Origin of the sequence: Acetobacter oryzifermentans, from assembly GCF_001628715.1 — a bacterium.
GTDB lineage: Bacteria > Pseudomonadota > Alphaproteobacteria > Acetobacterales > Acetobacteraceae > Acetobacter > Acetobacter oryzifermentans.
Genome location: NZ_CP011120.1, coordinates 1,003,790 through 1,029,403, shown reverse-complemented (window position 1 = coordinate 1,029,403; position 25,614 = coordinate 1,003,790). Strand labels below are relative to the sequence as shown.

Annotated in this window: 26 protein-coding genes; 13 read left to right on the top strand and 13 right to left on the bottom strand. The window is 54.6% G+C overall.

Annotation, left to right across the window (positions count from 1 at the left end):
• The first annotated feature begins 35 nt into the window (after positions 1-35).
• Together WG31_RS05040 and WG31_RS15800 are read left to right on the top strand one after the other, a co-directional pair.
• A complete protein-coding gene (locus WG31_RS05040; protein ID WP_063353844.1) occupies positions 36-1,010 on the top strand; it encodes a 2-hydroxyacid dehydrogenase in 975 nt (324 codons plus the stop codon).
• Between the two features lie 15 nt (positions 1,011-1,025).
• A complete protein-coding gene (locus WG31_RS15800; RefSeq protein WP_006116078.1) occupies positions 1,026-1,202 on the top strand; it encodes a hypothetical protein in 177 nt (58 codons plus the stop codon).
• A 69-nt stretch (positions 1,203-1,271) separates the two neighbouring features.
• Here the strand turns inward: WG31_RS15800 and WG31_RS05035 are convergent, their stop codons facing one another.
• Positions 1,272-2,129 carry an EcsC family protein gene (locus WG31_RS05035; RefSeq protein WP_035351640.1) on the bottom strand — a complete coding sequence of 286 codons (858 nt, stop codon included), beginning with the start codon at positions 2,127-2,129 and terminating at the stop codon, positions 1,272-1,274.
• 226 nt (positions 2,130-2,355) lie between these two features.
• On the opposite strand from WG31_RS05035, the gene WG31_RS05030 reads away from it, so the two are divergent.
• Both WG31_RS05030 and WG31_RS05025 read left to right on the top strand, forming a co-directional pair.
• Positions 2,356-3,033, top strand: a complete 678-nt coding sequence (locus tag WG31_RS05030) for a hypothetical protein (RefSeq protein WP_063353843.1) — start codon at positions 2,356-2,358, stop codon at positions 3,031-3,033.
• A gap of 110 nt (positions 3,034-3,143) precedes the next feature.
• Positions 3,144-3,479 (top strand): TIGR01244 family sulfur transferase, encoded by a 336-nt coding sequence (locus tag WG31_RS05025; protein WP_006116082.1) that lies wholly within the window; start codon positions 3,144-3,146, stop codon positions 3,477-3,479.
• A gap of 108 nt (positions 3,480-3,587) precedes the next feature.
• On the opposite strand, the gene WG31_RS05020 is transcribed toward WG31_RS05025, so the two are convergent.
• Together WG31_RS05020 and WG31_RS05015 are read right to left on the bottom strand one after the other, a co-directional pair.
• Positions 3,588-4,007 (bottom strand): EVE domain-containing protein, encoded by a 420-nt coding sequence (locus WG31_RS05020; RefSeq protein WP_063353842.1) that lies wholly within the window; start codon positions 4,005-4,007, stop codon positions 3,588-3,590.
• 2 nt (positions 4,008-4,009) lie between these two features.
• Positions 4,010-4,303: a YciI family protein gene (locus WG31_RS05015; protein ID WP_035351641.1), complete on the bottom strand. Its 294-nt coding sequence runs from the start codon at positions 4,301-4,303 to the stop codon at positions 4,010-4,012.
• A 171-nt stretch (positions 4,304-4,474) separates the two neighbouring features.
• Between WG31_RS05015 and WG31_RS05010 the strand changes: the two genes are divergently transcribed.
• From WG31_RS05010 to ccmI, 7 genes are read left to right on the top strand one after another with little or no spacing between them, the layout of a single operon-like run.
• On the top strand, positions 4,475-5,248 hold the full coding sequence (locus WG31_RS05010) for a heme ABC transporter permease (protein WP_006116085.1): 774 nt from the start codon (positions 4,475-4,477) through the stop codon (positions 5,246-5,248).
• Complete coding sequence (locus tag WG31_RS15795) at positions 5,245-5,406, top strand: hypothetical protein (protein WP_162853386.1); 162 nt, start codon at positions 5,245-5,247, stop codon at positions 5,404-5,406. Before WG31_RS05010 ends, WG31_RS15795 begins: the two co-directional genes overlap by 4 nt.
• Positions 5,403-5,933: a cytochrome c maturation protein CcmE gene (gene ccmE / locus WG31_RS05005; protein ID WP_006116086.1), complete on the top strand. Its 531-nt coding sequence runs from the start codon at positions 5,403-5,405 to the stop codon at positions 5,931-5,933. Before WG31_RS15795 ends, ccmE begins: the two co-directional genes overlap by 4 nt.
• Positions 5,934-5,969: 36 nt before the next feature.
• Positions 5,970-7,955 (top strand): heme lyase CcmF/NrfE family subunit, encoded by a 1,986-nt coding sequence (locus WG31_RS05000; protein ID WP_063353841.1) that lies wholly within the window; start codon positions 5,970-5,972, stop codon positions 7,953-7,955.
• The gene (locus WG31_RS04995; RefSeq protein ID WP_063353840.1) at positions 7,952-8,533 is read left to right on the top strand and encodes a DsbE family thiol:disulfide interchange protein; all 582 of its coding nucleotides are present in this window, start codon (positions 7,952-7,954) and stop codon (positions 8,531-8,533) included. Before WG31_RS05000 ends, WG31_RS04995 begins: the two co-directional genes overlap by 4 nt.
• Positions 8,530-9,021, top strand: a complete 492-nt coding sequence (locus WG31_RS04990) for a cytochrome c-type biogenesis protein (protein ID WP_063353839.1) — start codon at positions 8,530-8,532, stop codon at positions 9,019-9,021. The genes WG31_RS04995 and WG31_RS04990 overlap by 4 nt, the downstream gene beginning before the upstream one ends.
• Positions 9,018-9,749, top strand: a complete 732-nt coding sequence (ccmI, locus tag WG31_RS04985; protein WP_006116090.1) for a c-type cytochrome biogenesis protein CcmI — start codon at positions 9,018-9,020, stop codon at positions 9,747-9,749. Before WG31_RS04990 ends, ccmI begins: the two co-directional genes overlap by 4 nt.
• 27 nt (positions 9,750-9,776) lie before the next feature.
• On the opposite strand, the gene WG31_RS04980 is transcribed toward ccmI, so the two are convergent.
• Both WG31_RS04980 and WG31_RS04975 read right to left on the bottom strand, forming a co-directional pair.
• The gene (locus WG31_RS04980; protein ID WP_063353838.1) at positions 9,777-10,304 is read right to left on the bottom strand and encodes a hypothetical protein; all 528 of its coding nucleotides are present in this window, start codon (positions 10,302-10,304) and stop codon (positions 9,777-9,779) included.
• A gap of 73 nt (positions 10,305-10,377) precedes the next feature.
• Positions 10,378-10,752 (bottom strand): YidB family protein, encoded by a 375-nt coding sequence (locus WG31_RS04975; RefSeq protein ID WP_006116093.1) that lies wholly within the window; start codon positions 10,750-10,752, stop codon positions 10,378-10,380.
• A 239-nt stretch (positions 10,753-10,991) separates the two neighbouring features.
• On the opposite strand from WG31_RS04975, the gene WG31_RS04970 reads away from it, so the two are divergent.
• Together WG31_RS04970 and WG31_RS04965 are read left to right on the top strand one after the other, a co-directional pair.
• Entirely contained in the window at positions 10,992-13,178 is a 2,187-nt protein-coding gene (locus tag WG31_RS04970) for an FUSC family protein (protein WP_006116094.1), read from the top strand.
• Positions 13,179-13,289: 111 nt separating this feature from the next.
• Complete coding sequence (locus WG31_RS04965; RefSeq protein ID WP_063353837.1) at positions 13,290-15,494, top strand: FUSC family protein; 2,205 nt, start codon at positions 13,290-13,292, stop codon at positions 15,492-15,494.
• 6 nt (positions 15,495-15,500) lie between these two features.
• Here the strand turns inward: WG31_RS04965 and WG31_RS04960 are convergent, their stop codons facing one another.
• The 8 genes from WG31_RS04960 to WG31_RS04925 form a co-directional block, all read right to left on the bottom strand.
• Complete coding sequence (locus WG31_RS04960) at positions 15,501-16,535, bottom strand: ion channel (protein WP_082823135.1); 1,035 nt, start codon at positions 16,533-16,535, stop codon at positions 15,501-15,503.
• Between the two features lie 122 nt (positions 16,536-16,657).
• Positions 16,658-18,034 (bottom strand): discoidin domain-containing protein, encoded by a 1,377-nt coding sequence (locus WG31_RS04955; RefSeq protein ID WP_063353836.1) that lies wholly within the window; start codon positions 18,032-18,034, stop codon positions 16,658-16,660.
• Positions 18,035-18,062: 28 nt separating this feature from the next.
• Positions 18,063-19,001 (bottom strand): hypothetical protein, encoded by a 939-nt coding sequence (locus WG31_RS04950; protein WP_063353835.1) that lies wholly within the window; start codon positions 18,999-19,001, stop codon positions 18,063-18,065.
• Complete coding sequence (locus WG31_RS04945) at positions 18,998-19,948, bottom strand: MlaD family protein (RefSeq protein WP_063353834.1); 951 nt, start codon at positions 19,946-19,948, stop codon at positions 18,998-19,000. The genes WG31_RS04950 and WG31_RS04945 overlap by 4 nt, the downstream gene beginning before the upstream one ends.
• Positions 19,948-20,649, bottom strand: a complete 702-nt coding sequence (locus WG31_RS04940) for an ABC transporter ATP-binding protein (RefSeq protein ID WP_006116099.1) — start codon at positions 20,647-20,649, stop codon at positions 19,948-19,950. Before WG31_RS04940 ends, WG31_RS04945 begins: the two co-directional genes overlap by 1 nt.
• A gap of 1 nt (position 20,650) precedes the next feature.
• Positions 20,651-21,547, bottom strand: a complete 897-nt coding sequence (locus tag WG31_RS04935; protein WP_006116100.1) for an MlaE family ABC transporter permease — start codon at positions 21,545-21,547, stop codon at positions 20,651-20,653.
• Positions 21,544-23,862, bottom strand: a complete 2,319-nt coding sequence (locus WG31_RS04930) for an adenylate/guanylate cyclase domain-containing protein (RefSeq protein WP_063353833.1) — start codon at positions 23,860-23,862, stop codon at positions 21,544-21,546. Before WG31_RS04930 ends, WG31_RS04935 begins: the two co-directional genes overlap by 4 nt.
• 170 nt (positions 23,863-24,032) lie before the next feature.
• Positions 24,033-25,523 carry a Ppx/GppA family phosphatase gene (locus tag WG31_RS04925; protein WP_063353832.1) on the bottom strand — a complete coding sequence of 497 codons (1,491 nt, stop codon included), beginning with the start codon at positions 25,521-25,523 and terminating at the stop codon, positions 24,033-24,035.
• Between the last annotated feature and the right edge of the window lie 91 nt (positions 25,524-25,614).

Here is a 25,614-nt window from a genome sequence, read left to right as displayed (position 1 = left end):
GACAGCCACCGACTCACCAGCCTACGGAGTTGCCTGTGAGCACAGAAGCACCTCGCCTTATCCGCTCCATCCGCCTGTTAGATGCTGCGGAAGATCGTATTAAAACACAATTTACAGCCCCGCCTCCGCCAGAAAAAAGCCTGAACACACAGGCCCTTCTGGAATTAGCTAAGGCATTTCAGCCTTTTGCTGTTGTGGTTACCAATAACGCACCTCTTAAAGGCAAGGATGTAGAAGCTCTGCCAGAATGCGTAAAACTGGTTTCTACTGTAAGCGTTGGGCTAGACCATCTGGATCTTCCCGCCCTACATGCGCGTGGTATTGCGGTTTCCAACACCCCAAATGTGCTGACAGATTGTAATGCTGATTTAAGCATGATGCTGATTCTGGCCGCCTGCCGCCGCGCTGCCGAATATTATACGCTCATGAAAAAAGGCTGGCACCGCGGCATGGGTATGGGCGGCATGTTGGGCCACCGCGTTACCGGCAAACGGCTGGGCATTGTGGGTATGGGCCGTATTGGGCAGGCTGTGGCAAAGCGCGCGCGTGGCTTTGACATGACCATTCTGTACCACAACCGCAGCCGCCTTTCCGCCGCGGAAGAAGCCGGTGCCACCTATTTTGAAAAGCTGGAAGACATGTTGCCCCATTGCGATGTGCTAACATTGCACATGCCGGGTTCACCTTCTGCGCCCCCCCTCATGAACAGCCAGACATTTTCTCTGCTGCCCAAAGGGAGCGTGTTTGTAAATGCGGCGCGCGGGTCTTTGGTGGATGAAGATGCGCTGATAGAGGCTCTGGAATCTGGCCATCTGTTTGGAGCTGGGCTGGACGTTTACCGGCAGGAACCCAACCCCAACCCAAGGCTGACAGCCTTGCCCAATATCTTCATGACACCGCACGCAGGCAGCGCCACCATAGAAACGCGCACCGCCATGTGCATGTTGGCGCTAGATAATGTTGAGGCTTTGGCAAAAGGCTTGCCCATGCCCTCTCCCGTTACGGTGTAAGGAGCAACCTTTGCCATGAACATGCGCCTGTCTTGCCTGATTGGTATTGTAGTGTGCTTTGCCGTGAGTATGTGGGCGCCGCATTACCATTTGGCGGCCAAGGTTATTGGCATCACGCTGCTTGGATTTGCCATTCTCACTACGTTTCTGGAGGGTGAACCTCCCCGCAAGATCACGAAAAAAACCGCCTAAGCAGCAAAAAGGCCAGCCCATAAAGGTGCTGGCCTTTTTTGCGTCTCTCTTACTTTGACAAAAAGCAGTTTAGGCTTCCGCCCCACGTTCGGCCAGATCTTCACGCATAGACATAGCGGTATCACGCACAACCGGCCCGTGTTCACGCTCCAAGCGCCGAATGGTGAAATGTGCACGGGCAAGCGCACGGTAATGGTTGAAGAACGCCGTATTCAAAGAAGCCCCACACAGCGCGCCTGCTACAGGCATAAGCTGGAGAGAAATTTTCTGCCCCAGCGCCAAGCCGTAATGCGAGGCCACTTCAGCAATCAACATCACAACCGGGCGGCCACGCAACACGGCACGGGCCGAAAAATAGCCCAGTTCGCTTTCTTCGCCCGCTCTGCTGTTCGGGAAGGCTTTAAGGGCAAACACTTCCAAACATGCACGGCGGGCATCGGGGTCAGACAGGTCTTCCCCTTCTTCCCGCGCAACGCGTGCAATTTCGCGCATGATTGTAAGCGTTGTAAAACCAATATCCGGGCCCAAACCGGCCAAGCCGCTAAACCCACCAACTGCACCAGAAACAGCTACAGCGGCTTGCAGTGCCGGGCCACGCCAACGGGCTTCTGCCATCTGGCTATCTGCGCGGCCTTTCATGCCCACAATGGCAACATCAAACGCACGTGCAATGGCAGTTTCTGCCAGCCCGCGCATTTTTTCTTCCATATTGGGGGCCATGCCCAAACCACGCAGGCCCAAACGTGCAGCATGCCCCACGGCGCCGCCCATAAGGTCTGCCAAACGCACCAGAACGCCCCGGCCAGATTCCACATCAGCCAGAGCCTGTTCCAGTTCTGCCAGTTCGTGCCCATCCAAAAGCATGGGGGCCAGGGCATTCCCTGCTGTTTTTTGTGTGCTCATCCGTGCCTCTCCTGCCTGCTGCATGCCACGCCCGTTTGCGAACGAAGCAGCGACGCACTCTGGCGCCTTATTTTTCTCTATTCCGTTGTAATCATAACAGGCACAGAGCACGAAAAACAGCACCCAGCACCTTATCCACCCTGCATACGCGGCCCGCGCCGTTGTAAGGCTTGCATAAAGCCCTTACACACTCCAAAGCAGAAATACCGTTCTCCACCCAGGCGCACACCTTATTGCAGAGTATCCTGACATGACCGATCCTTCACCCACCCAGCGTTCCGTGCGGCGCTTTCTGCGGCTGGCGCCGCTGGCTGCCCTTGTTGCAACCGCTGCCTGCGCCACCCAACAGCAGCAGACATATGAAACCCGGCTGGCTGAAGCGCGCACTGCACCAGATCTGTGCCAGTCTGACCGTTTCCACATTCTGGTGGCAAAAGCATGGGAAAAGGCACATGAAGCCGGTGGTGCAGATGTAGAAGATGCCTCTCCCAACCCCAATACGCCTGCACCCGCCATACAGGTACAGGCTTCTTCCGCCATGCCGGATGTAAGCTTTCCGCCTTATTCACAACGCTCTTGCCGCATGACAGTTCAATCTGGCACGGCTGCGCCTGAAACAGGCTTTTTTACGGTGGCTTACTTTATGCACAACGGCAAGGTGGATACCTCCGTGCCATTGTGGGATTCTGATAAAGAGGTTTCCGACTACTATAACGAGCTGAAAGAAAAGATCCGCTCTGGCGTGGATATGAACAATCCAACCCTAAAAGCCTGCATGCGGCATTACCCAGACCTGCACCCAAACAGCACAGATCCAGCCGTACAGCAGGCTGCTATCAGCCTGCGTGCTGTGTTGGTGCGCCACTGCCTGGCAGACCATGCTGCATTAAAAAACCTGTACTCAGACATGTACTTCATTCACCGCTAAACAAATATCCGGGCATACCCGCTTTTGGGTCTGGCTGCTTTGATCTTGCATTCAGCCCCAAAAGCCGCATTGTACGGCAGTTCTTTTTAGCTTTCAGGATACCTATTCCCATGCAGTATCATTCTGTTTCCCCCGATTTTGCCGTTTCCCCCCAGATTACAGTGGATGATATTCCGCTTATTCATGGTGCAGGGTTCAAAACCATTATTTGTAACCGCCCAGACGGTGAAGAAGCTGGCCAGCCATCTGCTGAAACCATTGGTGAAGCTGCACGCAAAGCGGGCCTTTCCTTTATTGCCATTCCCGTTTCTGCACCGCTCACACCTTCTTCCGATGCCGTGATTGAAACGCAGGAAGCCATCAACACCCTGCCTGGCCCAATTTTTGCCTATTGCCGTTCTGGCAACCGTTCCGCTCAGGCATGGACACTGGCAACACAGAGCTAATTTTTACTCTGCATTGCTTGCAAAAAAGGCCGCCCTTTATGGAGCGGCCTTTTTTGTTTGTGTGTAATTTGCCCAGCACTACAAAATATCGTGAACACGGGCTGTGTTTCAGGCAGGCTCTTGCCACCCTCCCATCTCACACAAAATCTGCCAGTGTGCTGCCGATACAGGGCAGACAGATAAGCGAGACTGCCGCACCAAAGCCAAATCTTCCAGCGTAGGTTCGGCCTTAATCTGCGCCAGTGTTACAGGGGTAGGCATGGGGGCTATGGCTTTCACATCCACACATACCCATTTGTCTGTTTCTGCCGTTGGGTCTGGATAACCTTCACGCACCACTTCCACCACGCCAACAATGGCGCGCTGCACGTTGGAATGGTAGAAAAAAGCGCGGTCTCCCGCCTTCATGGCCGCAAGGTTCTTTTTAGCCTGGTGGTTGCGCACACCTGTCCATGGCTCTACGCCATTAGCCACCTGCTCATCCCAGCTAAAAGCATCCGGCTCACTTTTCACCAGCCAGTAGGCCATGATTATTCTGCCATCTGGCCATCACGGAACACAGTCCGCAACGGGCGAATAATCACGCTTTCAAACAGATTAACCTTTGCGTATGGGTCTGCCGCAGCAAAACCTTCTGCCGTGGCGCGATCTGGGGCTTCCAGCAGAACAAGGCTGCCACAGGGGGCGCTATTGGCATCCAGTTGCGGGCCTGCAAAAAGGATACCGTCTTTATGGGCTTCCAAAAATGCCAGATGCTGCGCACGTGTGGCCTTGCGCAATTCCAGCGCGCCGGGACGATCCGTACAGGTAATGGCAAACAGCATAATTTCCTCCGTTGTGTTGTGCGGGCAAGACGCCCATGAACAACTGCATCGTGTCAAGAGGCACGGAATGTTGTAAAAGGGGACACAGGTAGTCCTTTTCCCACTTCCACAATGGCGGTGAAAGAGGAAGACCACAGGATTGAACCAGATACAGATGGAACGGACTGACTTTTGAGCGCCTCTCCGACCTTTGTCGCGCGTACCGGCAATTTTTTCCATCGGTATGCCAATCCCGGCCAGTTTCTTAAGCTGGGGGCACGCCTACAGCCGTGGCTAACGTGGCCTGCCATTATTCTTACCCTTACGGGGTTGGGCTGGGGGTTGTTTTTCTCCCCCGCAGACTGGCAGCAGGGCGATTCCGTGCGCATTATGTATGTGCATGTGCCTGCCGCCATGCTGGCTTCCGCCGGGTATGCTGGGCTGGCCATATGCGGCCTGCTTTCACTTGTATGGCGGCACCCGCTGGCTGACTTGGCAGCGGTGGAAATTGGGCCTGTTGGGGCATCTATCACCGCGCTTTGCCTTGCTACGGGTTCCCTTTGGGGTAAACCCATGTGGGGGACGTGGTGGGTGTGGGATGCACGGTTGACCTCCGTTTTAGTGCTGTTTTTCCTGTATCTGGGCCATATTGCCCTTATTCGGGCATTTGATGATCCGCAGCGAGGGTACAAAGCTGCCGCTATTTTGGCCCTTGCTGGTGCGGTGGATTTGCCCATTATCAAGTTTAGTGTGCAGTGGTGGAATACCCTGCATCAGCCAGACAGCATTACCCTTACGGGTGCGCCCACCATGTCTTCCTCCATGCTGTGGCCTTTGGCTTTGTCTGCCTTGGGTATGGGGCTTGGGTTTGCCGCCATTGTTGTGGCCCGCACCCGCGCCGCCGTAATGGAAAGCCGCATTCGCGCCCTGCTGTCCTCCCCCCGCCGCAGAGGCAACGCTGCATGACCCATCTGCCTTATATTGCCGCCAGCTACGGCCTGTTTGCCATTATGGCGCTTGTGTTTTCTATTGGTGCTGCCCTGCGCCTGAAGCGCGACCGCATCCGGCTGGCCACCCTTGAACAAAAAGCCCCCCGCAAGGCAGGAGCCGCCCCACAATCATGACCCGCAAAACCCGTCGCCTTTGGCTTGTCATTGCCTGCGTGGCGTGCCTTGGCACCGCCGCAGCTTTGATCCTGCGGGCTTTTTCTTCCGATATCGTGTTTTTTGTCACACCTTCACAGGTTATGGCTTCTCCCCCACCTGCGGATAGAACCGTTAAGCTGGGCGGTATGGTGGTTGCTGGCTCTGTGCACCGTGAACGCAAGGGTGAAACACCTGTGGCCACGTTTAACGTCACAGATGGTCAGGCCGCTGTTACCGTGCATTACGAGGGCATTTTGCCAGACCTGTTCCGTGAAGGGCAGAGCGTTGTCGCCATTGGCACCGTGCAGCCTTCGCACGATTTTACCGCTACCGAAGTGCTGGCCAAGCATGATGAAACCTACATGCCCAAGGAAGTGGCCGAGGCCCTGAAAAAGGCCGGGAAGTGGGACCCACGTTTTGGCCCGCCCCCCAGTGCGGATAGCTGGAACAAAATGACGGTGCAGGATGCCCGCAAAAACACCGCCACCCAGCCTGCCACCAACTAAATACAGACCTGAAAAAGCGGGAGCCTACCCCCTGACATGCTGAGCCCCGAACTCGGACACTACGCCCTTGCGCTGGCCTGCGTGCTTGCTGCCATACAAGGTATTCTCCCCCTTATGGGTGCACGCCGCCGCGATGTGCGGCTGATGGCATTGGCCCCCGGCCTTGCCATTGGCCAGCTTATTGCACTGCTAACCTCTTTTCTCTGCCTGGTTTACGCCGCTGTTACGGATGATTTTTCTGTCCAGAACATTGCGGCCAACAGCGCGGTTTCCAAACCGCTGCTGTATAAAATTACCGGCGTGTGGGGAAACCACGAAGGCTCCATTCTTTTATGGGCGCTTATTCTGGGCTTATGCGGCGCGGCTGTTGCCGCTTTTGGGCGCAACCTGCCTTCTGCCCTGCGCGCCCGCGTTATTGGCGTGCTGGGGCTGGTGGCCACCGGGTTTGAACTGTTCTGCCTTACCACGTCTGATCCATTTGCCCGTATCTGGCCTGCGCCTATGGATGGGCAGGGCATGAACCCCCTGCTGCAAGACCCCGGTCTGGCTTTCCACCCACCTATTCTCTACACGGGTTATGTCGGCTTTGCCGTGCCGTTTGCTTTTGCCATTGCCGCTTTGCTAGAAGGCCGGGTAGATGCCGCATGGGGCCGTTGGGTGCGCCCGTGGGCCGTGGCCGCATGGTGCTTCCTAACCTGCGGAATCGCAATGGGATCTTGGTGGTCTTATTACGTGCTGGGTTGGGGTGGTTACTGGTTTTGGGATCCGGTGGAAAATGCCTCGCTCATTCCGTGGCTAACAGGCACCGCCCTTATTCATTCCGCCATTGTGGTGGAAAAGCGCGAAGCCCTTAAAATCTGGACAGTACTGCTGGCTATTGGCACGTTCTCGTTCTCGCTTTCCGGCACATTCCTTGTGCGTTCGGGCATCCTGAACTCTGTGCATGCCTTTGCGAATGACCCTGCACGCGGGGTGTTTATTCTGGGCCTGCTGGCTGTGGTGATTGGTGGCTCTCTGGCGCTATTTGCTTATCGCGCGCCTTCGCTTACCTCCGGCGGGCTGTTTGCCCCAGTCTCGCGCGAAGGGGCTTTGGTGCTGAACAACATTTTGCTGTGTTCGCTCTGCGCCGTGGTGCTAACGGGCACAATGTATCCGCCGTTTATGTCCCTGCTGTTTGACCGCACCATTTCTGTGGGCAAACCGTTTTTTGATGCCACCACCATTCCGCTGGCTCTGCCGCTTTTCATCTTCATGGGGTTTGGCCCCATGCTGCCGTGGAAGCGTGCGCAGCTTTGGCCCATTTTGCAAAAGCTATGGATTGCTGCTGTTATCACCGCCATTGCTTGCGCCGTTGCAGCCTTTCGCCTTTCTGGCGTTCTGCCAATTCTGTGCGCCGCAGCTTCTATCTGGATTATTACATCCACCATCACGGATGTAGTAGAACGCGTGCGCTTGTTCCGTGCGCCGCTTGCCACAAGCATTCAGCGTGCACGTATGTTGCCCCGCGCCATTATTGGCACCGCCATTGCACATATTGGCGTGGGCATTACGGTGCTTGGGCTTTCCGCCATGTCTCAGGCCCAGCATAAAATTGTGGAAGTGCCCATTGGCACTACAGAACATCTGGCTGGGTATGACTGGACACTTACAAACGTAAAGCAGGAACCGGGGCCAAACTATACCGCCATGGTGGGCACGTTAGAAGTGCGGCGCAACGGGCACCTTATAACCGTTATGCACCCTTCCAAACGCAGCTTTAATACGCAAAACCAGACCACAACCGATGTTGCCATCCATACCAACCTGCTGGCAGATCTGTACGGTGTACTGGGTGACAAACATGGGCCGGATAGCAACCCAACCTACGTACTGCGCTTACACTATAATCCGTTAGCTCCTTGGATGTGGCTGGGTGCGCTGGTTATGGCTTTTGGTGGCGCGCTTTCCCTATCTGACCGGCGTGTGCGTGTGGGTGCGCCGCAGCGTGCCAAATCTTCTGCCGAAATGAGTGCAGCATCATGAGCAATTCAGAAACACCCCCCAATGCTTCCCGCCGTCGGCTGCTTATGGCTTTGCCATTGGCAGGGGCTGGCGTAGTTGGCGTTGCGTTTTGGAAAATGCTTTCCGGTATGGAGCATGGCTCCTTCAACCCGCATGATATCAACGCGCCAGTGCTTAACCGGCCCGTGCCAGATTTCACGCTGCCAGATCAGCCCCCCATGCAGGGCTTTAACACGCAGGACTTACGCAACCTGACACAACCTGTGCTGGTGAACTTTTTTGCGTCGTGGTGCATTCCCTGCCTTGCGGAAATGCCAACCCTGATGACACTGAAAGACAAGCTGACCATGTGGGGCATTGCCTACAAGGACAGGCCAGAAAATGCGGAAAACTTTCTTAAGCATTCCGGCAACCCGTTCTCCCGCCTTGGGAGTGACCATGAAGGCCGGGTGGGTATCGAATGGGGTATTTCTGGCGTGCCAGAAACATTCCTAATCGGCCCCGGCGGTGTTATCCGCTGGCACACCGCAGCCCCCCTTACGGATGACATTCTGAGTCAGACACTTCTGCCTTTGGTTGAAAAGTTGAAAACGCCATGAACATGTGCCGTTTTCTGGCTGCCTCCTGCGTTGGGTTCTCCCTTATTGCGGCGCCTGCTCTGGTGCTGGCGGTGGATGACCCCATGGAAATGCTGCCCAACCCCCAGGATGAAGCACGGGCTGAAGCCATTGGCTCCCAACTGCGCTGCCTTGTTTGCCAAAACGAATCTATCGAGGACAGTAGTGCTGGCTTGGCGCGAGACCTGCGCCGTGTGGTGCGTGAACACGTTGCCAAGGGTGAAAACAACCAGCAGATTATGGACTGGATGGTAAACCGCTATGGCAACTTTATCCGCCTGAAACCTGCGTTTTCATTCAGCACCTTGCTGTTGTGGTGCATGCCAGTTCTGGCGCTGCTGCTAGGGCTTGTATCGGCCCTTATCTTTTATCGCCGCCGCGCGGCTGCTCCGCCCTCTCCACCACCACTCACAGAAGAAGAAAAAGCCCGGCTGGCCCAGCTGACAAAGGATAAGGATAACGCCCCATGATCTGGCTTTCCATTGCCCTGCTCAGCCTGCTGGCTCTAGCCCCCGCCTGCGCCACATTATGGAAACGCACCCGCACCGTGCGGGATGAACGCAGCGCCGCTCTTGCCCTACACGAAGCTCAATTGGCGGAAGTGGACCGTGACCTGACAATAGGGCTGATTGCCCCAACTGAGCACGAAATTGCACGGCTGGAAATTCAGCGTCGCATTCTGGCGGCAGATAAAGCACCATCCTCCGCCGATAACTCTCGTGCCGCCACAGCAGGTTGGATTGGCCTTGGCCTTGCACCTGTGCTGGCGGTGGGCCTGTATCTGACAAATGGCGTGCCTTCCCTGCCTGCCCAGCCACTTGGCCCACGCCTTGCGGCCGAGCATATGCAGGACACAAAAAATGATATGCTGGTTGCCCGCCTGAAGCAGACATTGGCTACCCTACCACCGGGTGACCCTGCGCTACGCCAAGGCTATCTGCTTCTTGGGCAGGTTGAAGCCTCCCGCGAGCATTATGCAGAAGCCGCAGATGCGTGGAACCATGCTCTGGATATGGGTTTTGATGCCGAACTGGCCGCCCGCACGGCAGAAGCCATCACGCGCACTAACCATCAGGTTACACCGCAAGCACTCGCACTTTTCCGCAAGGCGCTGGATGCGGCCCCACAGGATGCCACATGGCGCAGTGCGGTGCAGGCACGCATTGCGCAAGGAGAGCACGATCAGGATAATCCCTGATCGGCGTTCCTCATATTATTTTAAGCATTAAAGGCCGCTACCTTCTGGGGCTATAACACGGCCCCAGATTTCTTCCTTCGCCCGCCGCTGGGGCGGACGGGGCTGGCAGGAAATAAAATACAGCCCAACTACAAAAACAATATTAGAAAACGCATTAAACCACATGGCCGAACTGAACGTTACCGGCGATGTAATGGCTTGATAAATCACGTAAAATGTAAATGGAATAGAGATAATGCGCACGCTAATCAGCATGTAACGCAAAGGGTTGGCCTTGCCTGGCTGCACCAATACGCGCAGGCGGCTCAACCCTATAAAAAATGTAACGCACAATGCCCATACCAGCACGTTAAAGATCATGTTTCCAAAATCGTTCATGCCGGTTACAATAAATACGGCAATAATGGAAACAGCAGACAGCAACAAAGAGCCGAGCTGGCAGCTCATCCCCACTTCAAAAGCGGTGAGACGTTCTGGCAATTTATCTGCCAAGGGCTGGCAGACTTCATCCAGCAGCCAGCTATCCATGCGTTTAATACGTTCGCCCAAATCCATGGCGTAATTCTACCGGATTCATACGCAGGATGCACGCCCTCAACACATGCGCATTGCAGGCGTGCAGAAAATGTTACGCCTGTTTGGTTTCTGCTCCGGCTTCTGGCAGCACGCCCTGTGGGGTTTGCTTATCCACTGCGGCAGGCAGAAAATGTGCCAAAGCCGTCAGCACCGTATCTGCGGGCAAGCCTGTTTTTGCGATCAGGTTATGCACTATATCGCTACCCAGAATGGTCTGAATTTCATCTGGAGTAGCAGGCACGTTGCCACCTTGGCTAACCCATGAACGCACTTTATCACCCAGCCCGGCCTGATCTGCCCGCGTAAGCAGCGCCTCCAGATTCTGCGGCTGTAGCAAAGACTGCAACTGCTGCTGCAATGCCCCCTGCACATCCACGCCCAAAGCGCTTTCTACTTTACCAAGAATGTTTTGAAGGAAATCAGACATCGCGCCTACTTTCGTTTATCTTACCGCAACTGCGAACATAATATTCACAGTATTTTTCTATCTGGGAACATGATAGCTTATATGCGCAAGATTTATAAATAATTTCTGATCCCACGCGCGTTCATCGCCGGAAGACTGATAGCTGATATGCGTCTGAACCCACAAGGAAAAAGCAGGGAATCAGGCTACCCTGTGCGGCGTTCCTCCCTGTTTTTCGTTGTCAGGATAAAATAGTCGCCGTGCCCAGTCTCCCTATGTTTATCCTTGACCGGATCGGCCCCCTGCGCAATTTCCGCCCCCTGCACCGGCCGGGTGAACGCGGGAAGTTGCCTCTTGCCTGGTTGATCTCTCCTACACCTGCCGCCATCGGTTTTGCCGTGCGCACCACTGCCGCAGCCCTGCTTGCGTTGGTGATTGCGCTGTGGATGGAACTAGATGACCCGCAATGGGCGGCCATGACCGTATGGATTGTGGCGCAGGGCTCTCGCGGGGAAAGTCTTTCCAAAGCCAGATGGCGTCTGGTGGGCACGGCCATAGGGGTGGTGATGTCCATTACCCTTATTTCGGCCTTTAACCAGAATGCATGGCTGTTCTTCCCCATTCTGTCTATTTGGGTTGGCACATGCTGCACCATGGCCACATTGGTGCGTAACTTCCGTTCCTACGCACTGGTGCTGGCCGGTTACACCACAGCCATTATTGCCATTGGCGCCATTCCGCACCCAGAAAACGTGTTTATGACGGCCATGTCCCGCGCATCTTATATTGTGCTGGGCATTGTGTGTGAGGGCACGTTGGCTGGTCTGTTTGCCCATAATCTGGCTGAAACAGCCCGCCGCAATATGCGTGATAAACTGCGTACGGCACTTTCCAACGTATCTACCTCTGTTTCCAGCCTCTTGGCGGGGGATGAGGAAGCACTGGTGCGTTCGCGCGCCATGTTTGGCCCGTTGATTTCGATTAATGACCAGATCGAATTCTCCGAAGTGGAAATGGGCCCGCACGGGCATGAAGGTGACCATGCACGCGCTGCACTGGCAGCCGTTTCTGTGCTGCTTTCACGCGGTCTGGGTATGGCTGTGCGCCTGCAATATGTGCAGACAGATCAGCCCGCTTTCCGTGAGACAGCAGCCCATGTGAGCGAGTTTCTGACCACCGTTCCCAACCGGCTTGATTCTGATGAAAGCGTGCAGGAACTGTTGCATGATCTGCAATTGCTGCGCGCTGAATGCCATCAGCGTGTGGTCGATGCGCTTTCGCAGGAAATTGACACGGCGTTTGATGACAACCCCGCAAATGATACGGACATTCCCGCCCTGTTGGATGGCCGCATTCTGCACAACGCGCTGGATGAACTGCTGGGTGAACTGGAACAGGCCATCCGGGAATATGATGCCAGCCAGCACTTTATCCGTGGGGATCACTTCCACTTCCGTTTGCAAGCCCACGTAGATAAGCGCGAGGCCATTTATAATGGTGTGCGTGCCATGGTGGCCATTACGGCTGCCGGGCTGGTGTGGGAATGTACAGCGTGGCCGGCAGGTTTGGGCTTTATTACCTTTGTGGCCATTGTTTGCGGGCTGTTTGCCACGCGAGAAAACCCGGTTGTTGCCTCATCACAATTCATGATCGGTGGCATATGGGCGGCTATTGTCTCATTCTTTCTGGTGTTTCTTGTACTGCCGACACAGGCAGATTACGAAATGCTGGTGGGCACGCTGGCCTTGCCCATGATTGCAGGCGGCTTGGCAGCCCGTAACGCGGGCACAGCTCTGCATTCTGCCGCTTATACGCTGTTGCTGCCAAACTTTGTGCACCCGCTCAACCAAGGCCGCCAGAACGAAGTGGCGTGGTTTAACTCCACCGCAGCCGTGTTGTTGGGCGTGTTTTTTGCCGTGCTGATTTTCCGGGCCGTGCTGCCCTTTAACAATAATGCAGAACGCTGGCGCATGCGCCGCACTATGCTGCATGATTTGCGCACACTGGCATCTGCCGAGCCCATGCCTGAAACGCGAGACTGGATTGGCCGCAATATTGACCGGTTTGCCCGCCTGATCCGCCATGCAGGCCCCACGCCTTCCCCCACCATTGAAGGCTGCTTGCAGGGCACGCTGGCTGCCATGACTATCGGGCTCAATATTATCCGTTTGCGCACGCTGCTTAAACGCAACCAGATTCCACCAGCAGCCAAACGCGCCATTGAAATTGTTATGAAGCGTATGAGCGGCTTTACCGGCAAATATGGCCACACGGCACATGCAGCAAGGGTTGCAACATCTGCCCTGCGCCGCATGGAAGCAATGGAGCCCAACATTTCTACCCGCATCGAGCTTACACGCGCCATTGCCTACCTGATTGTGGTCTCGCACGAGTTGGATGCCAACGCTGTATTTTTGGATGCTTCCAAGCCCTACCGCGCTGTGTAAACGCACCTATAATCAAGCTGTTAAAGAGCCGGGCTTTTGTTCCGGCTCTTTTTTTGTCAGATGCTCAAGAAGTTGTTATAACAATATCTTCAATCTGGGGCGTCTGGCTGCGTGGTTTCATTTTCATTTCCATTACAATGGTATCGCGGCCTGCATGCCAGAATACACAGCGGGTCTTCCTTCCCGCTATCATGGCTTATTGCCCCAGCCCCGGCTGATCTAGGCTTTGCCCTGCGCACCACCGTAGCGGCATTTATTGCTCTTAGCTTGGCATTGTGGATGGAAATGGACAGCCCCCAATGGGCCGCCATGACCACATGGATTGTGGCGCAGAACTCTCGCGGGCAAAGTGTTTCCAAAGCCAAATGGCGGTTGATTGGCACTTGTATTGGCGCTGTAGCTGGTATTGCATTTTTGGCTGCTTTTCCGCTGGAGCCGTGGCTTGTTTTTCCCTTTCTGGCCATATGGGCTGGTGGTTGCTGTGCCATTGCAACATTTCTGCGCAATTTTCGGTCTTACGCGCTGGTTCTTGTGTCCTTCACTACCACCATTATTGTGCTGAGCGCCGCCAACCAGCCTGACAATGTGTTCATGATCGCGCTTTCCCGCACCACCTACATTACGCTGGGTATTGTATGCGAAAGCCTGCTGGCTGCCTTGTTTGCCCCACGCCTTGAGCACGTAGCCCAGCAGGAAATGCGAGAGCGCTTGCTAGGAGCCTTGCAGGGGGCGTGCTCTGGCGTGCAAGGGCTGCTGCGCAACCAGCCCGATGGGCTACTACGCTCCCGCGCTTTGCTGGGCAGCATTCCATCTCTGGCAGATCAGACAGAGTTCAGTGAAATTGAAATGGGCCCTCACAACCATGCGGGAGACCACGCACGCGCCAGCCTGAACGCTGTTTCCGCCTTTTTGGCCCGCGGGATGACACTGCATATTCACATGCAAGCAGCCTCCCCTGTACCACCAGATTTTCAGCACGCTATTGATGATATCTGCACGCTTCTCACGGTATTACCGGCAGAACTGCAACAAGATGCCACCATAACGGCGGCAACACGGGCACGCGCCCAAATCCGGCTTTATCGCACCCGCAGCCAACAACGTGGCATAGACCGGCTGGTGCGGTTCCAGCTTCTACAACAGCAAGATGCCCCCACCACCCAACAGCAACGGCGTGATTTGCTTGAAGGGCGTATTCTGGAATCTGCCTTGGCCAAATTGTTGATGGAACTGGACCTTGTTCTGGAGCACTTTATTGCCACCCAAATCCCCAGCAAGTCTGATCACTTCCGGTTTGACCGTCATCCTGCAAAAGATGTGCTTCTAGCCACCAATAACGGCATCCGGTCTGCCGCAGCCATTTGCGCGGGTGGTTTGTTATGGGAAGTTACGGCATGGCCCGATGGCTCTACCCTTGCCATGTTTGTGGCTGTTACCAGCACGCGCTTTTCTTCTTTTGAAGATCCGGTACATGCGGCCAGCGGCTTTTTCCGTGGCGCGGTATGGGCGGCTGTTATTTCCTTTATTCTTTGTTTTGTGGTGTTGCCGCAGCAGTCTGGGATAGAAACGCTGCTGGCATCACTCTTTTTCCCCATGTTGGTCGGTGGGCTGGCCTTGCGCGCCCCCGGCAGCATTGCAGGCACAGCAGCGGCCTATAATAACTTCCTGCCTTTTATGGTGGGGCCAGCCAACCATAACCGCATGGATGAGCTGACATGGTTTAACACCACTCCTGCCGTTGTTCTGGGTATTGGGTTGGGAATATGGGTTTTTCGGCTTGTGCTGCCATTTGATGCGGCCGCAGAACGCTGGAGGCTGCGCCGCAAAATGGTGCGTGATTTACGCCTGATGGCCAAAGGCCGCCTGACATTTACCTCTGCCCAATGGATAGCACGTTCGGGGGACAGGCTTGCGCAGATTATCCGCCACGCTGGCACCCACCCGAATGCCCTGGTGGAAGCCTACCTAACAGGCGCCATGAGTGCGATGGCAACTGGTTTGCTTATTTTACGCCTGCACAATGTGCTGTCTCACAAGCTTTTATCTGCCGATCAGGGTCAGCAAATTGCACATGTGCTGGAAACAATCAGCCACATCAAAGGCTACACACAAGCCCCGGCCCTTGCTTCTGCCCACGCCATGCAGGCCCTTTTGCCAGCGGCTATGGTTGAACGAAACCTATCCCAACAAATAGACCTTGTGCGGGCCATAGGGGCGCTGGAGGTGTTGCGGCATGAGTTTACAGCCCATGCCGCATTTATGGATATCACCCAGCGCTTTCACCTTGTTGACGCCCCGGAGCGACTGGCAGCCTAACCCCCTTTAGTGCTGCTCCACATCATGGAAGCGCGTGTAATCCACCGCAATGCGGCCATCTGGGCGAGAGACCACAATATCTACAAACCGATGGTTATTGCGCACACGGTCAAACCTGTAAGCTGTTCTGGCAAACACTGTTTGGCCCAAGGCCTCATCCGTGCCGGTAACTGTTACAATAATTTCGGCTTCCTCGGCTTCCAGTTCCGCCATTGTTTTACCGTGTAAGGGGCTATCCGGCCCGATCACATGCGCCATTACAAAGGCAAACCGCAGCACGGGCACATGAGATTGCACAAGTAATAGCTGGTCAAACTTGCGCACCAGATGTCCATTTTCCCCCATAACCAAGCGGGAAAGTGCTACTTCTACATCCACAGAAAGAATGACGCTGACACGCAAATTGGCAATACGAATACACAGCGCGGGAATACCACTTTCACTACTGACAACAGCAGTATTACTGAACATGATGCGAGCACGTGGCCGGGCAAAACGGGCAAAGAGCAAGCCGGTTGCCACGGCTGTTAACATCATGCCGATAAACACTTCCAACGAGACAATGGCATTGGCGTAAATGCCAACAGGTGTCATGCCCCCGTAACCCACGGTGGAAAGTGTTTGCACACTGAAAAAGAACAGTGAAAGCAGAGTATGCTGGCCGTCGCTCGTAATCTGGTTTGGTGCCACCATATACAGCAACGCAAATATAAAATTGATAAGCAGGTAAGAAAACACAGCCACAGCCGTAAAAGCAGGCCAGCTTGCTGTAAGGGCGTGATGGTACAAATCTGTCCATACGCTATCCTTCAGCCCCACACGCACAACATCGTGGTGGCCTTTTTCTTCCACCAGCGCATGCGCTCTAAAACGCTTAGCGGCTTCACGCGTGCTTAAAGAAAAACGCCTGCTTTCCTTCTTTTTCTGCGCTGCAGAAGACCCACCCACATCCTCTAACGGTGTATGGCGAATTTCCTTATCTATCTGGCTTTTCTTCCTGTAATTGCGCAATAGTCTTTTCATAATCACCGCTCCACGCACCGGCCCGGTATGGGGATGCGCCCTCTGTTGCGGTGATACACGGCACAGCGTTAGCGTGCCTCAACAATTCTGCATGGAACCCCTGCAAAATCCCGCCAAAAATAGATAAAAACGCTAAGTTTTTATGAAGAGCGGATTGCGTTTAGAAAACGTGCGGTTTTGTAGATAATCTTTTCAAAAAAACCGTTTTGCGCCCTCATGCTGCTGGGCGTGCCTATCACTTCTACCTGATCCAGATGCAGCACTGTGTGCCCAAGGGCTTGCACACGCACAAAACACGCCATAACGGGTTTGGGCAAAACCACACGCAAGGGTGCAGAATCCGCGCCGCCAAAATGCGTATCATCCCTTTTGGTAAAAACCGTATGCCAATCTGTGCCGTTATGAGAGACAAGAATATTCAACTGCACACAGCATTCTTTTTGATCTAGCCGATTGTACAGCACAACGTCCTGCACACTGCACATCTGCTCCAGATCAACCTGCCACCACGGATCATCTTCAAAATCTGTATGAAAACCGTATCCGCCGTTTATCAGCCCATCATTCCCACCAGAGGCTTCGCGCGCAGCATCATGAGACCATGACCATTGTGATACGGTGGACAACATGGCGGGCCGATGGCGGGAAAGAACGTGCCCGGTATCCTTGTTTAAATGAAACAGAGCCTGTTCCAGCCTATCAAGCACCTGCGCACTGGCTTGCGGGGGCGCACAAGACTGAAACGCACATACTTCTGGCCAGTATTGCGGATACTTTTGCTGCACATAAGCGTAGCCCTGCCGATAAAGGTCTGCAAAGCGGCTGTCCTGATAATCCAGATACGTGCCTTGCTGCGTGTAACCACCATAAGACCACGTAGCCCCTACCACGCCCAAACCTGCAATAAAGCGAAAATCATACTGGCTGATTTCGCCCAATGCGGAAGATCTCTGCTGCCCTACTGGGCGTGTATGTTCTACTGGGCTGGCATCCATAACCCATATATCGCGCCAACCCAGCATCATGGGCCAAAGCAGATCCAGCCCGAAGCCTGTGCCTGCGCGTGAAAAGCGGAAAGTGGGCAGTGCCTGATGCAAAAAATCGCGCTGCATGCATGGTGCCATAATTTCTGCAAACGTAGAGGCGCGCGCCACAAAATTTTGATTCTGCAAAGTAGAAAGATGGCTACAAAAAGAACCAGGCGTAAGTGCCGGAGCCGCCAATTTGGCTTTATACTGCCTGCACGCAGCAAAAAAATAGTTCCACGTTTCTGCCGTAGCCAACAGATCATCATCCGGTAAACAGATATAATCGTACTGCTTCCAGCCATCCCACTCTGTTAAAAAACGATACAGACCATCCCACTTATGGCCCGGCACTATCTGGCCGGGAAGACCTTGCATATCCACTGGCTGAAACGGGCATAAAACCAGATCCCATTCCGGCACGGCCCCTTTCAGCCATTCTGGGTGCAGGGAGCGAGCACCACAGCGTGCAATAATCAGATTTCGCTGCATTACCCCAGCCGTTTACGCCTTACACGTTTTACTGTGCGTCTTTTTCTTCAAACGGACGCAGGGAAACACCTCCGGCATCTCGCGCCCAGGCTGCGGCATCATCCTCTGGCGGCACGTAATTGCCTTTGGTGATGGAACCATGCGCCAGTGTTTGCACATCCATCCGGTTCAAGCCGCTAGACTGCGCTGCCGCGCTTTGCGCTGCACGTTCCCACAACGCATGGGCTTTTTGCTGATCCCCCTGAGCAGAAGCAATACGTGCGGCAAGTGCAAGTGCCCGTGCCATATCACGGTAAGATCCATCATTACGCCGCAGATCAGCCGCCTGCACAGCTAAGGCTTCTGCCTGCTGTGGTGCGGATTGGCGTAACACACGGGCCTGAATTTCCGCCTGATCTGCCTGCTGTGTGGCAGAAAGCGGCTTTTTAAGGCTTGCAAGATAAGCCGCAGCTTTTTGCAGATTCGCGCTATCAGATTGCGCATCCGCAGCAAGCCCCAGCACCAAGGCAGCCCTGCCCGCCAACGCACTATCGGATGACTGCATGGCCTGTGTGGCAGATGATATGGCAGAACTGTAATGGCCCAGCCTGTAATGTGCAGCGGCTTCTACCAGATCAAGCGAGTACAACTGCGTTTGCCCACGCACACCAGCGGCCTGCCGTGTGGCCTGTGCGGTTTGCAAAGCTTTATCCGGCGTGTTTGCTGCCAGTTGCGCTACTGCCAGATCATACCCAGCCTCTGTTATCGCGCTAACATCATCCCGCAGCAAAGCCATATCTGCGGCTTTGCGATACTGCGTAACGGCCACAGTATAACGCCCCAGCTCAAAGGAATCTCGCCCGGCTGTCATGGCCTGATCCCATGCGGCATCATCCTGCGCGGTGGGTTTATCCTGCGCTGCACCGCCACACCCGGCCAACAAAAGAGGTAAACACAACACAGCCGCAGCGGGAGAAAAATACCTCATGGCCGCACCTGCTTAGGTGACAGACGGTTATGCCGTATCACTTTTTGTCCCCCCAGTAGCCACATACCCCGTAGCTGGTCTGTTAGTTTTTCCAGCCCGTAAAGTGTGGTTTGCGCCTGCGCCAGCAATGCTGGCAGATCTGCGGTGCTGGCATCCAGATTAGCCGCAATACCCGGCAGATGCGGTGTTGCGCCCTTTAAATCGTGCGAGGCCCCTTTCAGGTTTGCCACTGTGGCATCGGTTTTGTTCATGATGCCAGAAATCTGGTTTTCAATCGGCTTCAGGCGGTCAATCACCCCATTGAGCGAAACAATAGTGGCTTCTGCCTGTTTGATCAGTTGATCATTCGTCATCAACTGGCCAACTGTGCCCTTGCCTGCGTGCATATCACTAATGGTGCCATCAAGCTGTGCCATCATGTGCCGTGCACTTGCCAGTGCGGGCATGATTTCGGCCTGAATGCTGTTGAGCGTAGCGGTAATCTGGTCTGCCGGGTTAGGCGCTGGCGTTGCGCTTACAACTGCGTAGCTCCAATCCATTGGCTCCCCATGCCCGCGGCTGAGATCCAGATAAGCGGCACCTGTTACAATTAACTGTTTGCGAATAATGGCCGAACTATCGCGCCGGATAAATGGCTTGGCCTGTGGGTCCAGATCCACCAGCGCATACATGCTGCCAGACGGGTTGAGCTTAATGGAACGGATGGTGCCTGCATGTGCACCCATAAGTTGCACATCGCCCCCAACCGTAAGGCCACCCACGCCAGAAGCTGGCAGCACCACGCGCAAGCGCGCTGGCGGGGTTAACCAATCTCGCAGCACACCGGCTTCAATCACCGCGCCTGCAAAAATAACAAGGCTGAGAAGAACAAGAAATCCAACCCATTCATCTGCATAACGCAGAGAAATAAGAGGTTTCACTTTCTGTCTTAAGCGGAGCTGGAACATTATGCCATCCGTACTGCTACTAGGCCATCATCAGCAAGACGCCATGTGGAGGTAATACCCTGCCGGTAACTTTGCCAAACGGCATTGCTGCGCACCAGCCAGATTACGCCTGCCCCTCTATCCCGCGCTTCTGTTATCGAAGATAGGAAAGAGTTGTACAGTTCGGGCGGGCCACCCTCCAGCGGGTCTTCCAAAAGCAGCAAATGCGGCTGCCCCATAAAAGCCCGCACGCATGAAACGCGCGTAAGATCCGTATCAGAAAGCAAGGATGGGCTAATTGTAGGCACACCCGGCAAGCCAAAACTTTCTGAACGTCGCACAGCCTCTGCCACCAGATCATCCAAAGTGCGGGTGGTATGGTGCAACTGCTGCAAAATAATACCCAGATGCGTGGGCATAAACTCCGCCCAACTGGCCCGGCGTGTAATGCGTCCGATACGCCCGCGCAGTGCGTTCAGTTCCCGATCTTTCAGGTTTGCCCAATCCAGCCCCATAAAGCTGACCTGCCCACTTTCCAGCTCCACCATACCGCTGCACAAATCTGCAAACATGGTGGCGCGGCTTGGGTCTCGCGCTTCCACAATCATACATTCACCGGGCATCAGCTTCATGCTGAAGGGCACTGGCGGCAAGCCGCTATCCTCAAAGGAAGGCACCGCCTTGTTTAATTCCAGAAGTGGGCCTGCTGAATACGCCTCCATCTTACAGATCCAGACTAAACAGAACGCTCACCATCATCACAATCAGCATCCCGCGGGAAAAGCCGCGTGGCAGCAAGGTGCGTAGTGAATCTTCATTGGTGGCGGTCAGGCCCGTCAGGCAGCCGCCAAGCCCCACCACAAAACCAACCATGATAAATTTAAGCGGAATAATGGCATAATCAGTTACAGACATGGCCGCAGCCACATCATCCAGAAACGTCCAGATCGGGTTTGTAATCACGCCAGAAATACGGCTCATGACATACCCGGTTATCAATGATGACATGGAAAACAGAATGCCCAGCGTAAACCCAGCCACGGTAAACGCCAGCGTGCGCGGCAGAACCAGCAACAGAAACGGATCCATCCCGACAGACTGCATAGACCGCACCTGCCCGCCAATGGTCAGCAACCCTAGCTCTGTAGCGGACAGCATGCCATTGCGCCCCAGCAGCAGAATGCCCACCAGAATGGGTGCTATTTCACGGATAACCACATTGACCAGAATGGAGCCTGTCATTTTGGCAAGGCCGGTAAGACCCAACCAGTAAATAACCTGAGAAACGGCAGCCACACCCGTAAGCATACCGGCAAACAGTGATGCACTCACACCCCCGCCGATAATGTTGTTCATGGTGGTTACAAATTCGTACCTTACCGTGCGGCGCCATGCGTGAGAACGAAAACTCTCAAAAATAACGCCCCAGCCTGCCCCCAGAACAACCAGAAAAAACCGCGCCTGCCTGCGCACAAGCCGGCCAATCCATGCCAGCTTTCTGCGTATCCATTCGTGCAGCGGAACACGCTTGGCAGGTTTATGCGCATCTGTTTGCAGGATCAGATCTGGTTCATCATCCGACGGCAGATTAGGGCCGCCTGTTTGCTGGCTCCCGCTCATCGCCTTGCCGCCAATGTATAGGCACGCCCCAGCCCCAGATGCGGTGCAAAAAAGGAGCCACGGCTCCGGAACAGATACCTGTCACGCAACACGCCATAAACACGCTCTGTAACCTGAATAGTGCCGGGATCTGCCGCCCCCTGTGCCATCAGCTCAGCCAAAGAGACGGTTTGCCCCCACAGGTTAAACACCTTGGGTTCGTTCCCAACTGCACCACCAAATGCCGGCCCATAATCAATGCCCATGGTAAACACTGGCTCCAGATCTGCTGCGGCCAGTGACGCCATGAAGATTTCACGCATTTTAAGCGCAGCATCTGCAATACGAACAATGGCTGTAACATCTGGAGTTGGCAGGCAACCTGCCATGCAAATCATGCGATGGCCCGCCACTTCTACGGCAAACAGTTTTTCTTCCTGCGCGACAGACTGCACATCTGTCGCCAGTTGGTTGATAAGCGCGATCAGGGCCTCGGTTTCTTTTTCCCCTTCCACTACGGGGTCTGAGAATGTGATGACCAACACAGCAACAGACGGATAAATACTGGCAGAATTAACGGCTGCGGCTTCTGGCGCCTTCATCAGTATATTATCAGATTTAGGTGCTGGCACATCCAGGGTGGCAACCTGCTGCCCGGCATCTACAATCTGGCTGGTCTGGTTATTGAGCAGTTGCACCTGTGCGGCAAAACGCAGGGCCGCTACTCCGGCCATAAGATCAAGAAAGTAAAGCAGATGCGGCTGAAGATGCGGATCTTCCAGCATAATCGCACCTTCCACCCCATGCGGGCCATGCACGGGGCACACAGCCAATGCTTTTGTGCCCAGTTCACGCATGGTTAAACGTTCAAACCGCGTGGTGCGCGGGTCTACGGCTGCATTTTCAACCGAGAACGCATTTCCTTCCTCTATCGCGGAAAAGAACGGCCCCAATTCTGTGCGGGCCATTTCAAAACCACCGGAATGTGTGTTTTGCGTTTGGTCATACGCATCTTCACACACCATAGCTGCACCATCATGCAGGAAACGCCAAAGCGTGGCACGCCGGGCACCTGTTACAAGCGTTAACTGCTCTGTCAGGCTAAGTGGTTCCACCGTGGGATCAAACAAACGCGGCGCAACGGCCACCTGCTGCACAGCAGAACTTTCGCGCTGGATCTGCTCTTTCTGTTTCCCCAACAGGCGCGTGTTGTATTCTGTCCGCCGCACCTGCCGCACCAGCAGCCCTGCAAGCACAAGAGAGAAAACCGTGATAATGGCCAAAAACTGCAAGCTCTGGTGGCTGCTTTGGCGTGCGAAGGACCCGAAATCACTTTCGGGCGCGGCCATCAGCAAAATCCAGCTATCGGAATAGTGCGGCAAAGCTGCGGCAATGGTGATGTAATCCGTGCCATCCCATGTAACATGCCGTGGCCCAACACCACGCACTCGGTAATGATCATACCCCAACGCAAAAACCGGATAGGCATTGCGGTCCAGCACCATTTTATCTGGGTCCCACCCCGCGGCCTTGGCCTGCTGCGTGAGATTTTTACCGGCAATAAACAGGCCCTTGCTATCCACAATCATGGCGGAGCCAGTTTTACCAACTTTGATCTGATCCAGATAAGAGCTGAGCTCGTTCAGGGAAATATTGGTGGCAAACACCATTGTATGGCCAGCGTCTGTCTTGAACCGCAAAGAACTGGTCATGACAAACTGGCTGGTGGTGGGGAACAGGTGTGGCTTTGTCCACGTTACTTTATCTGTTGCGGCAGTATTTTTATACCAATCCCGCGTGCGTGGATCATACCCCTTGGCATCTTCTTCCGTTTCGGAAATTTTCTGCCCGCTATCATCCCAAAATGCGTGATGGAAATATGTGTGGCCGTTTTTTTCAATCAGGCGCACATGCTCCTGCACGCCTTTTTGCGCTGCACGGGCGATAAGCATGAAGTGCCCATCATCATCCGCCAGATAGAAAGACTGCAACTGCGGAATTTTCCGCAACATGGTGCTGCCGTAAGAATAAAAAACCTTGTCCGCCACCTGCGTAGGGGCATGCTCAATCATGCCCGAAGCAATCAGATTACCGTTTGCGGCAGGCTGAATATAATCTGTAACCTGCTGCACAATATACTGCTGCACAGCACCCATAAGCTGGTGCGTAAGGGTGGAAACACCTTCCTTGGTGGTACGGTAGGAATTTACGCCCACCAGCGCAATGGCCAACACGGCCATAACCGTAACAACAAATGGCAGAACAAGGTGCAGCAGAACCCTTCGGACAGAAGCATCGTGCTGGACTGTGGGATCTATGATCTCTTCAGAAGACACGAGATAAGGTTCCGCTGCTTTACCGGTTATTCAAAACCTGATTCTGGCCGACAGTTACAGCAAGCCGGCTAACCAACCGCGCTACTGCACCATATCAGGATGTATAAACCGTAATGTGCCCCGATAGATGGGGGTTGTCCACCCCGCACCTGTATCCTGTTTAGGGCATATCAGCCGACCAATTCAATCTCGAAACGTGTTGCAACACCCAAGGCTTGGCCCAGACGTTCCAGCCCGCGGCGCACGCTCTCGCCTTTTACGGCCACACGGGTAGATGTCAGGATCAGCACCAGCGCGTCTTCTTCCCATTCCAAGGATGTGCCTTCCAGCAACCGCCCCGCACCGCCGGAGAGAGAATAAGCCAGCCGCAGGGCCAGCCCCAGCACTACGGCGCTCTTCCAGTCCTGCTCACTCAATAATGCGCGAGACGTTGCCAGAAAAAGTGCCTGCTGATCTGCTGCGTAACGAATAGCCAACGCCAACGCCAACCATGCGCGGGAAGGATGGTCAAATCCACCACTCTGCACGCGCAAGATACGCCAGTACGTTTGCTCCGCCCGATATTCAGGGTGATCGTGGCTGCCGATATCAGACAGATAACAGGCTAGATGCCGCAGGTATTTTTCTTCTGTCGTTTCCTCCGGCCGCAAAAAATCTGTCCACTGCATCAAGGCATAAGGAAGTGAATTGCTACGCCCAAAACGGGCACACATTTCACGCGCCACCACATCCATCGGGTTCTGGGCCAGAATATCTGGCGCAACCTTAAGCATGTACCAGCCCTCACGCAGGCCATCCACGCAAAAAACAATTTTATCCGGCTGCACCTTTTTCATCAGCCGCCGCAGCACCATGGCTGCAAAAGGCGTATCATCCAACCGCTTGCGTGGTGCACCGGGCAGACGTTCCAAACTACGGCGCGAACTGTTTTGCAGCCAGCCCGTCATCTCCCGCGCTTCCTGCACATCCATTGTATAATAGTGCACGATGTTGAGCGGATATTGCGTGCGCGCAATCTGGAGCCGCGCCAACGCACGAAAAGCTCCGCCTACCAGATAAAGTGTGCCGCCCTTTACCTTGGGCAACCACTCTACGCCGCCAATATCCTTATCTGCCAGCGTTTTGGCTTTATCCAGATCTCGGCCAGAACGATCCGCAAGCCGGATCATGCCCAGAGGCAGGGTTGTGGCATCATGCCGCCCCTGTGGCGTAAGGCGAATAAGCTCTAAAGACCCACCGCCCACATCGGCCACCAGACCGGAAGCGCCGGGAATACCGCACATAACGCCAATAGCGGAATGATCGGCTTCTTCCTCACCAGAAAGAATGCGGATGGGCACGCCGGGCATGCTTTCACGCAGGGCTTGCACAAAAGCGGGCCCATTGCTGGCATCCCGCACAGCAGCGGTTGCCAGAATTTCAAACGGATCGGCCTTCATGGCGCGGGCAATGGCATGGAAGCGGCTGAGCACTTCCTTTGCCATTTCCACGCCTTCTTCATTCAGCTTCCCGGTTTCTGTCAGCCCGCGCCCCAAACGCAGCACGGCTTTTTCATTGAAAATGGGAAGCGGATTGCGCGAGCGCCCTTCAAAAACCACAAGCCTTACAGAATTGGAGCCAAGATCCACCACTGCGGAACGGCACGGTTGATCAGCTTCCATTAAAACCCCCTCCCCGTTTGCAAAAACTGGCTGCACAGTTTGGAACAACGGGGATGGGATAATCCCGACGCAAGAAAAAAGCTCATGATTT

Bases quoted from the DNA above. Each gene is read 5' to 3' on its own strand.
- WG31_RS15800 (WP_006116078.1), top strand. From the start codon at position 1,026: ATGAACATGCGCCTGTCTTGCCTGATTGGTATTGTAGTGTGCTTTGCC.
- WG31_RS05035 (WP_035351640.1), bottom strand. From the start codon at position 2,129: ATGCAGCAGGCAGGAGAGGCACGGATGAGCACACAAAAAACAGCAGGG.
- WG31_RS05030 (WP_063353843.1), top strand. From the start codon at position 2,356: ATGACCGATCCTTCACCCACCCAGCGTTCCGTGCGGCGCTTTCTGCGG.
- WG31_RS05025 (WP_006116082.1), top strand. From the start codon at position 3,144: ATGCAGTATCATTCTGTTTCCCCCGATTTTGCCGTTTCCCCCCAGATT.
- WG31_RS05020 (WP_063353842.1), bottom strand. From the start codon at position 4,007: ATGGCCTACTGGCTGGTGAAAAGTGAGCCGGATGCTTTTAGCTGGGAT.
- WG31_RS05015 (WP_035351641.1), bottom strand. From the start codon at position 4,303: ATGCTGTTTGCCATTACCTGTACGGATCGTCCCGGCGCGCTGGAATTG.
- WG31_RS15795 (WP_162853386.1), top strand. From the start codon at position 5,245: ATGACCCATCTGCCTTATATTGCCGCCAGCTACGGCCTGTTTGCCATT.
- ccmE (WP_006116086.1), top strand. From the start codon at position 5,403: ATGACCCGCAAAACCCGTCGCCTTTGGCTTGTCATTGCCTGCGTGGCG.
- WG31_RS05000 (WP_063353841.1), top strand. From the start codon at position 5,970: ATGCTGAGCCCCGAACTCGGACACTACGCCCTTGCGCTGGCCTGCGTG.
- WG31_RS04995 (WP_063353840.1), top strand. From the start codon at position 7,952: ATGAGCAATTCAGAAACACCCCCCAATGCTTCCCGCCGTCGGCTGCTT.
- WG31_RS04990 (WP_063353839.1), top strand. From the start codon at position 8,530: ATGAACATGTGCCGTTTTCTGGCTGCCTCCTGCGTTGGGTTCTCCCTT.
- ccmI (WP_006116090.1), top strand. From the start codon at position 9,018: ATGATCTGGCTTTCCATTGCCCTGCTCAGCCTGCTGGCTCTAGCCCCC.
- WG31_RS04980 (WP_063353838.1), bottom strand. From the start codon at position 10,304: ATGGATTTGGGCGAACGTATTAAACGCATGGATAGCTGGCTGCTGGAT.
- WG31_RS04975 (WP_006116093.1), bottom strand. From the start codon at position 10,752: ATGTCTGATTTCCTTCAAAACATTCTTGGTAAAGTAGAAAGCGCTTTG.
- WG31_RS04955 (WP_063353836.1), bottom strand. From the start codon at position 18,034: ATGCAGCGAAATCTGATTATTGCACGCTGTGGTGCTCGCTCCCTGCAC.
- WG31_RS04950 (WP_063353835.1), bottom strand. From the start codon at position 19,001: ATGAGGTATTTTTCTCCCGCTGCGGCTGTGTTGTGTTTACCTCTTTTG.
- WG31_RS04945 (WP_063353834.1), bottom strand. From the start codon at position 19,948: ATGTTCCAGCTCCGCTTAAGACAGAAAGTGAAACCTCTTATTTCTCTG.
- WG31_RS04940 (WP_006116099.1), bottom strand. From the start codon at position 20,649: ATGGAGGCGTATTCAGCAGGCCCACTTCTGGAATTAAACAAGGCGGTG.
- WG31_RS04935 (WP_006116100.1), bottom strand. From the start codon at position 21,547: ATGAGCGGGAGCCAGCAAACAGGCGGCCCTAATCTGCCGTCGGATGAT.
- WG31_RS04925 (WP_063353832.1), bottom strand. From the start codon at position 25,523: ATGGAAGCTGATCAACCGTGCCGTTCCGCAGTGGTGGATCTTGGCTCC.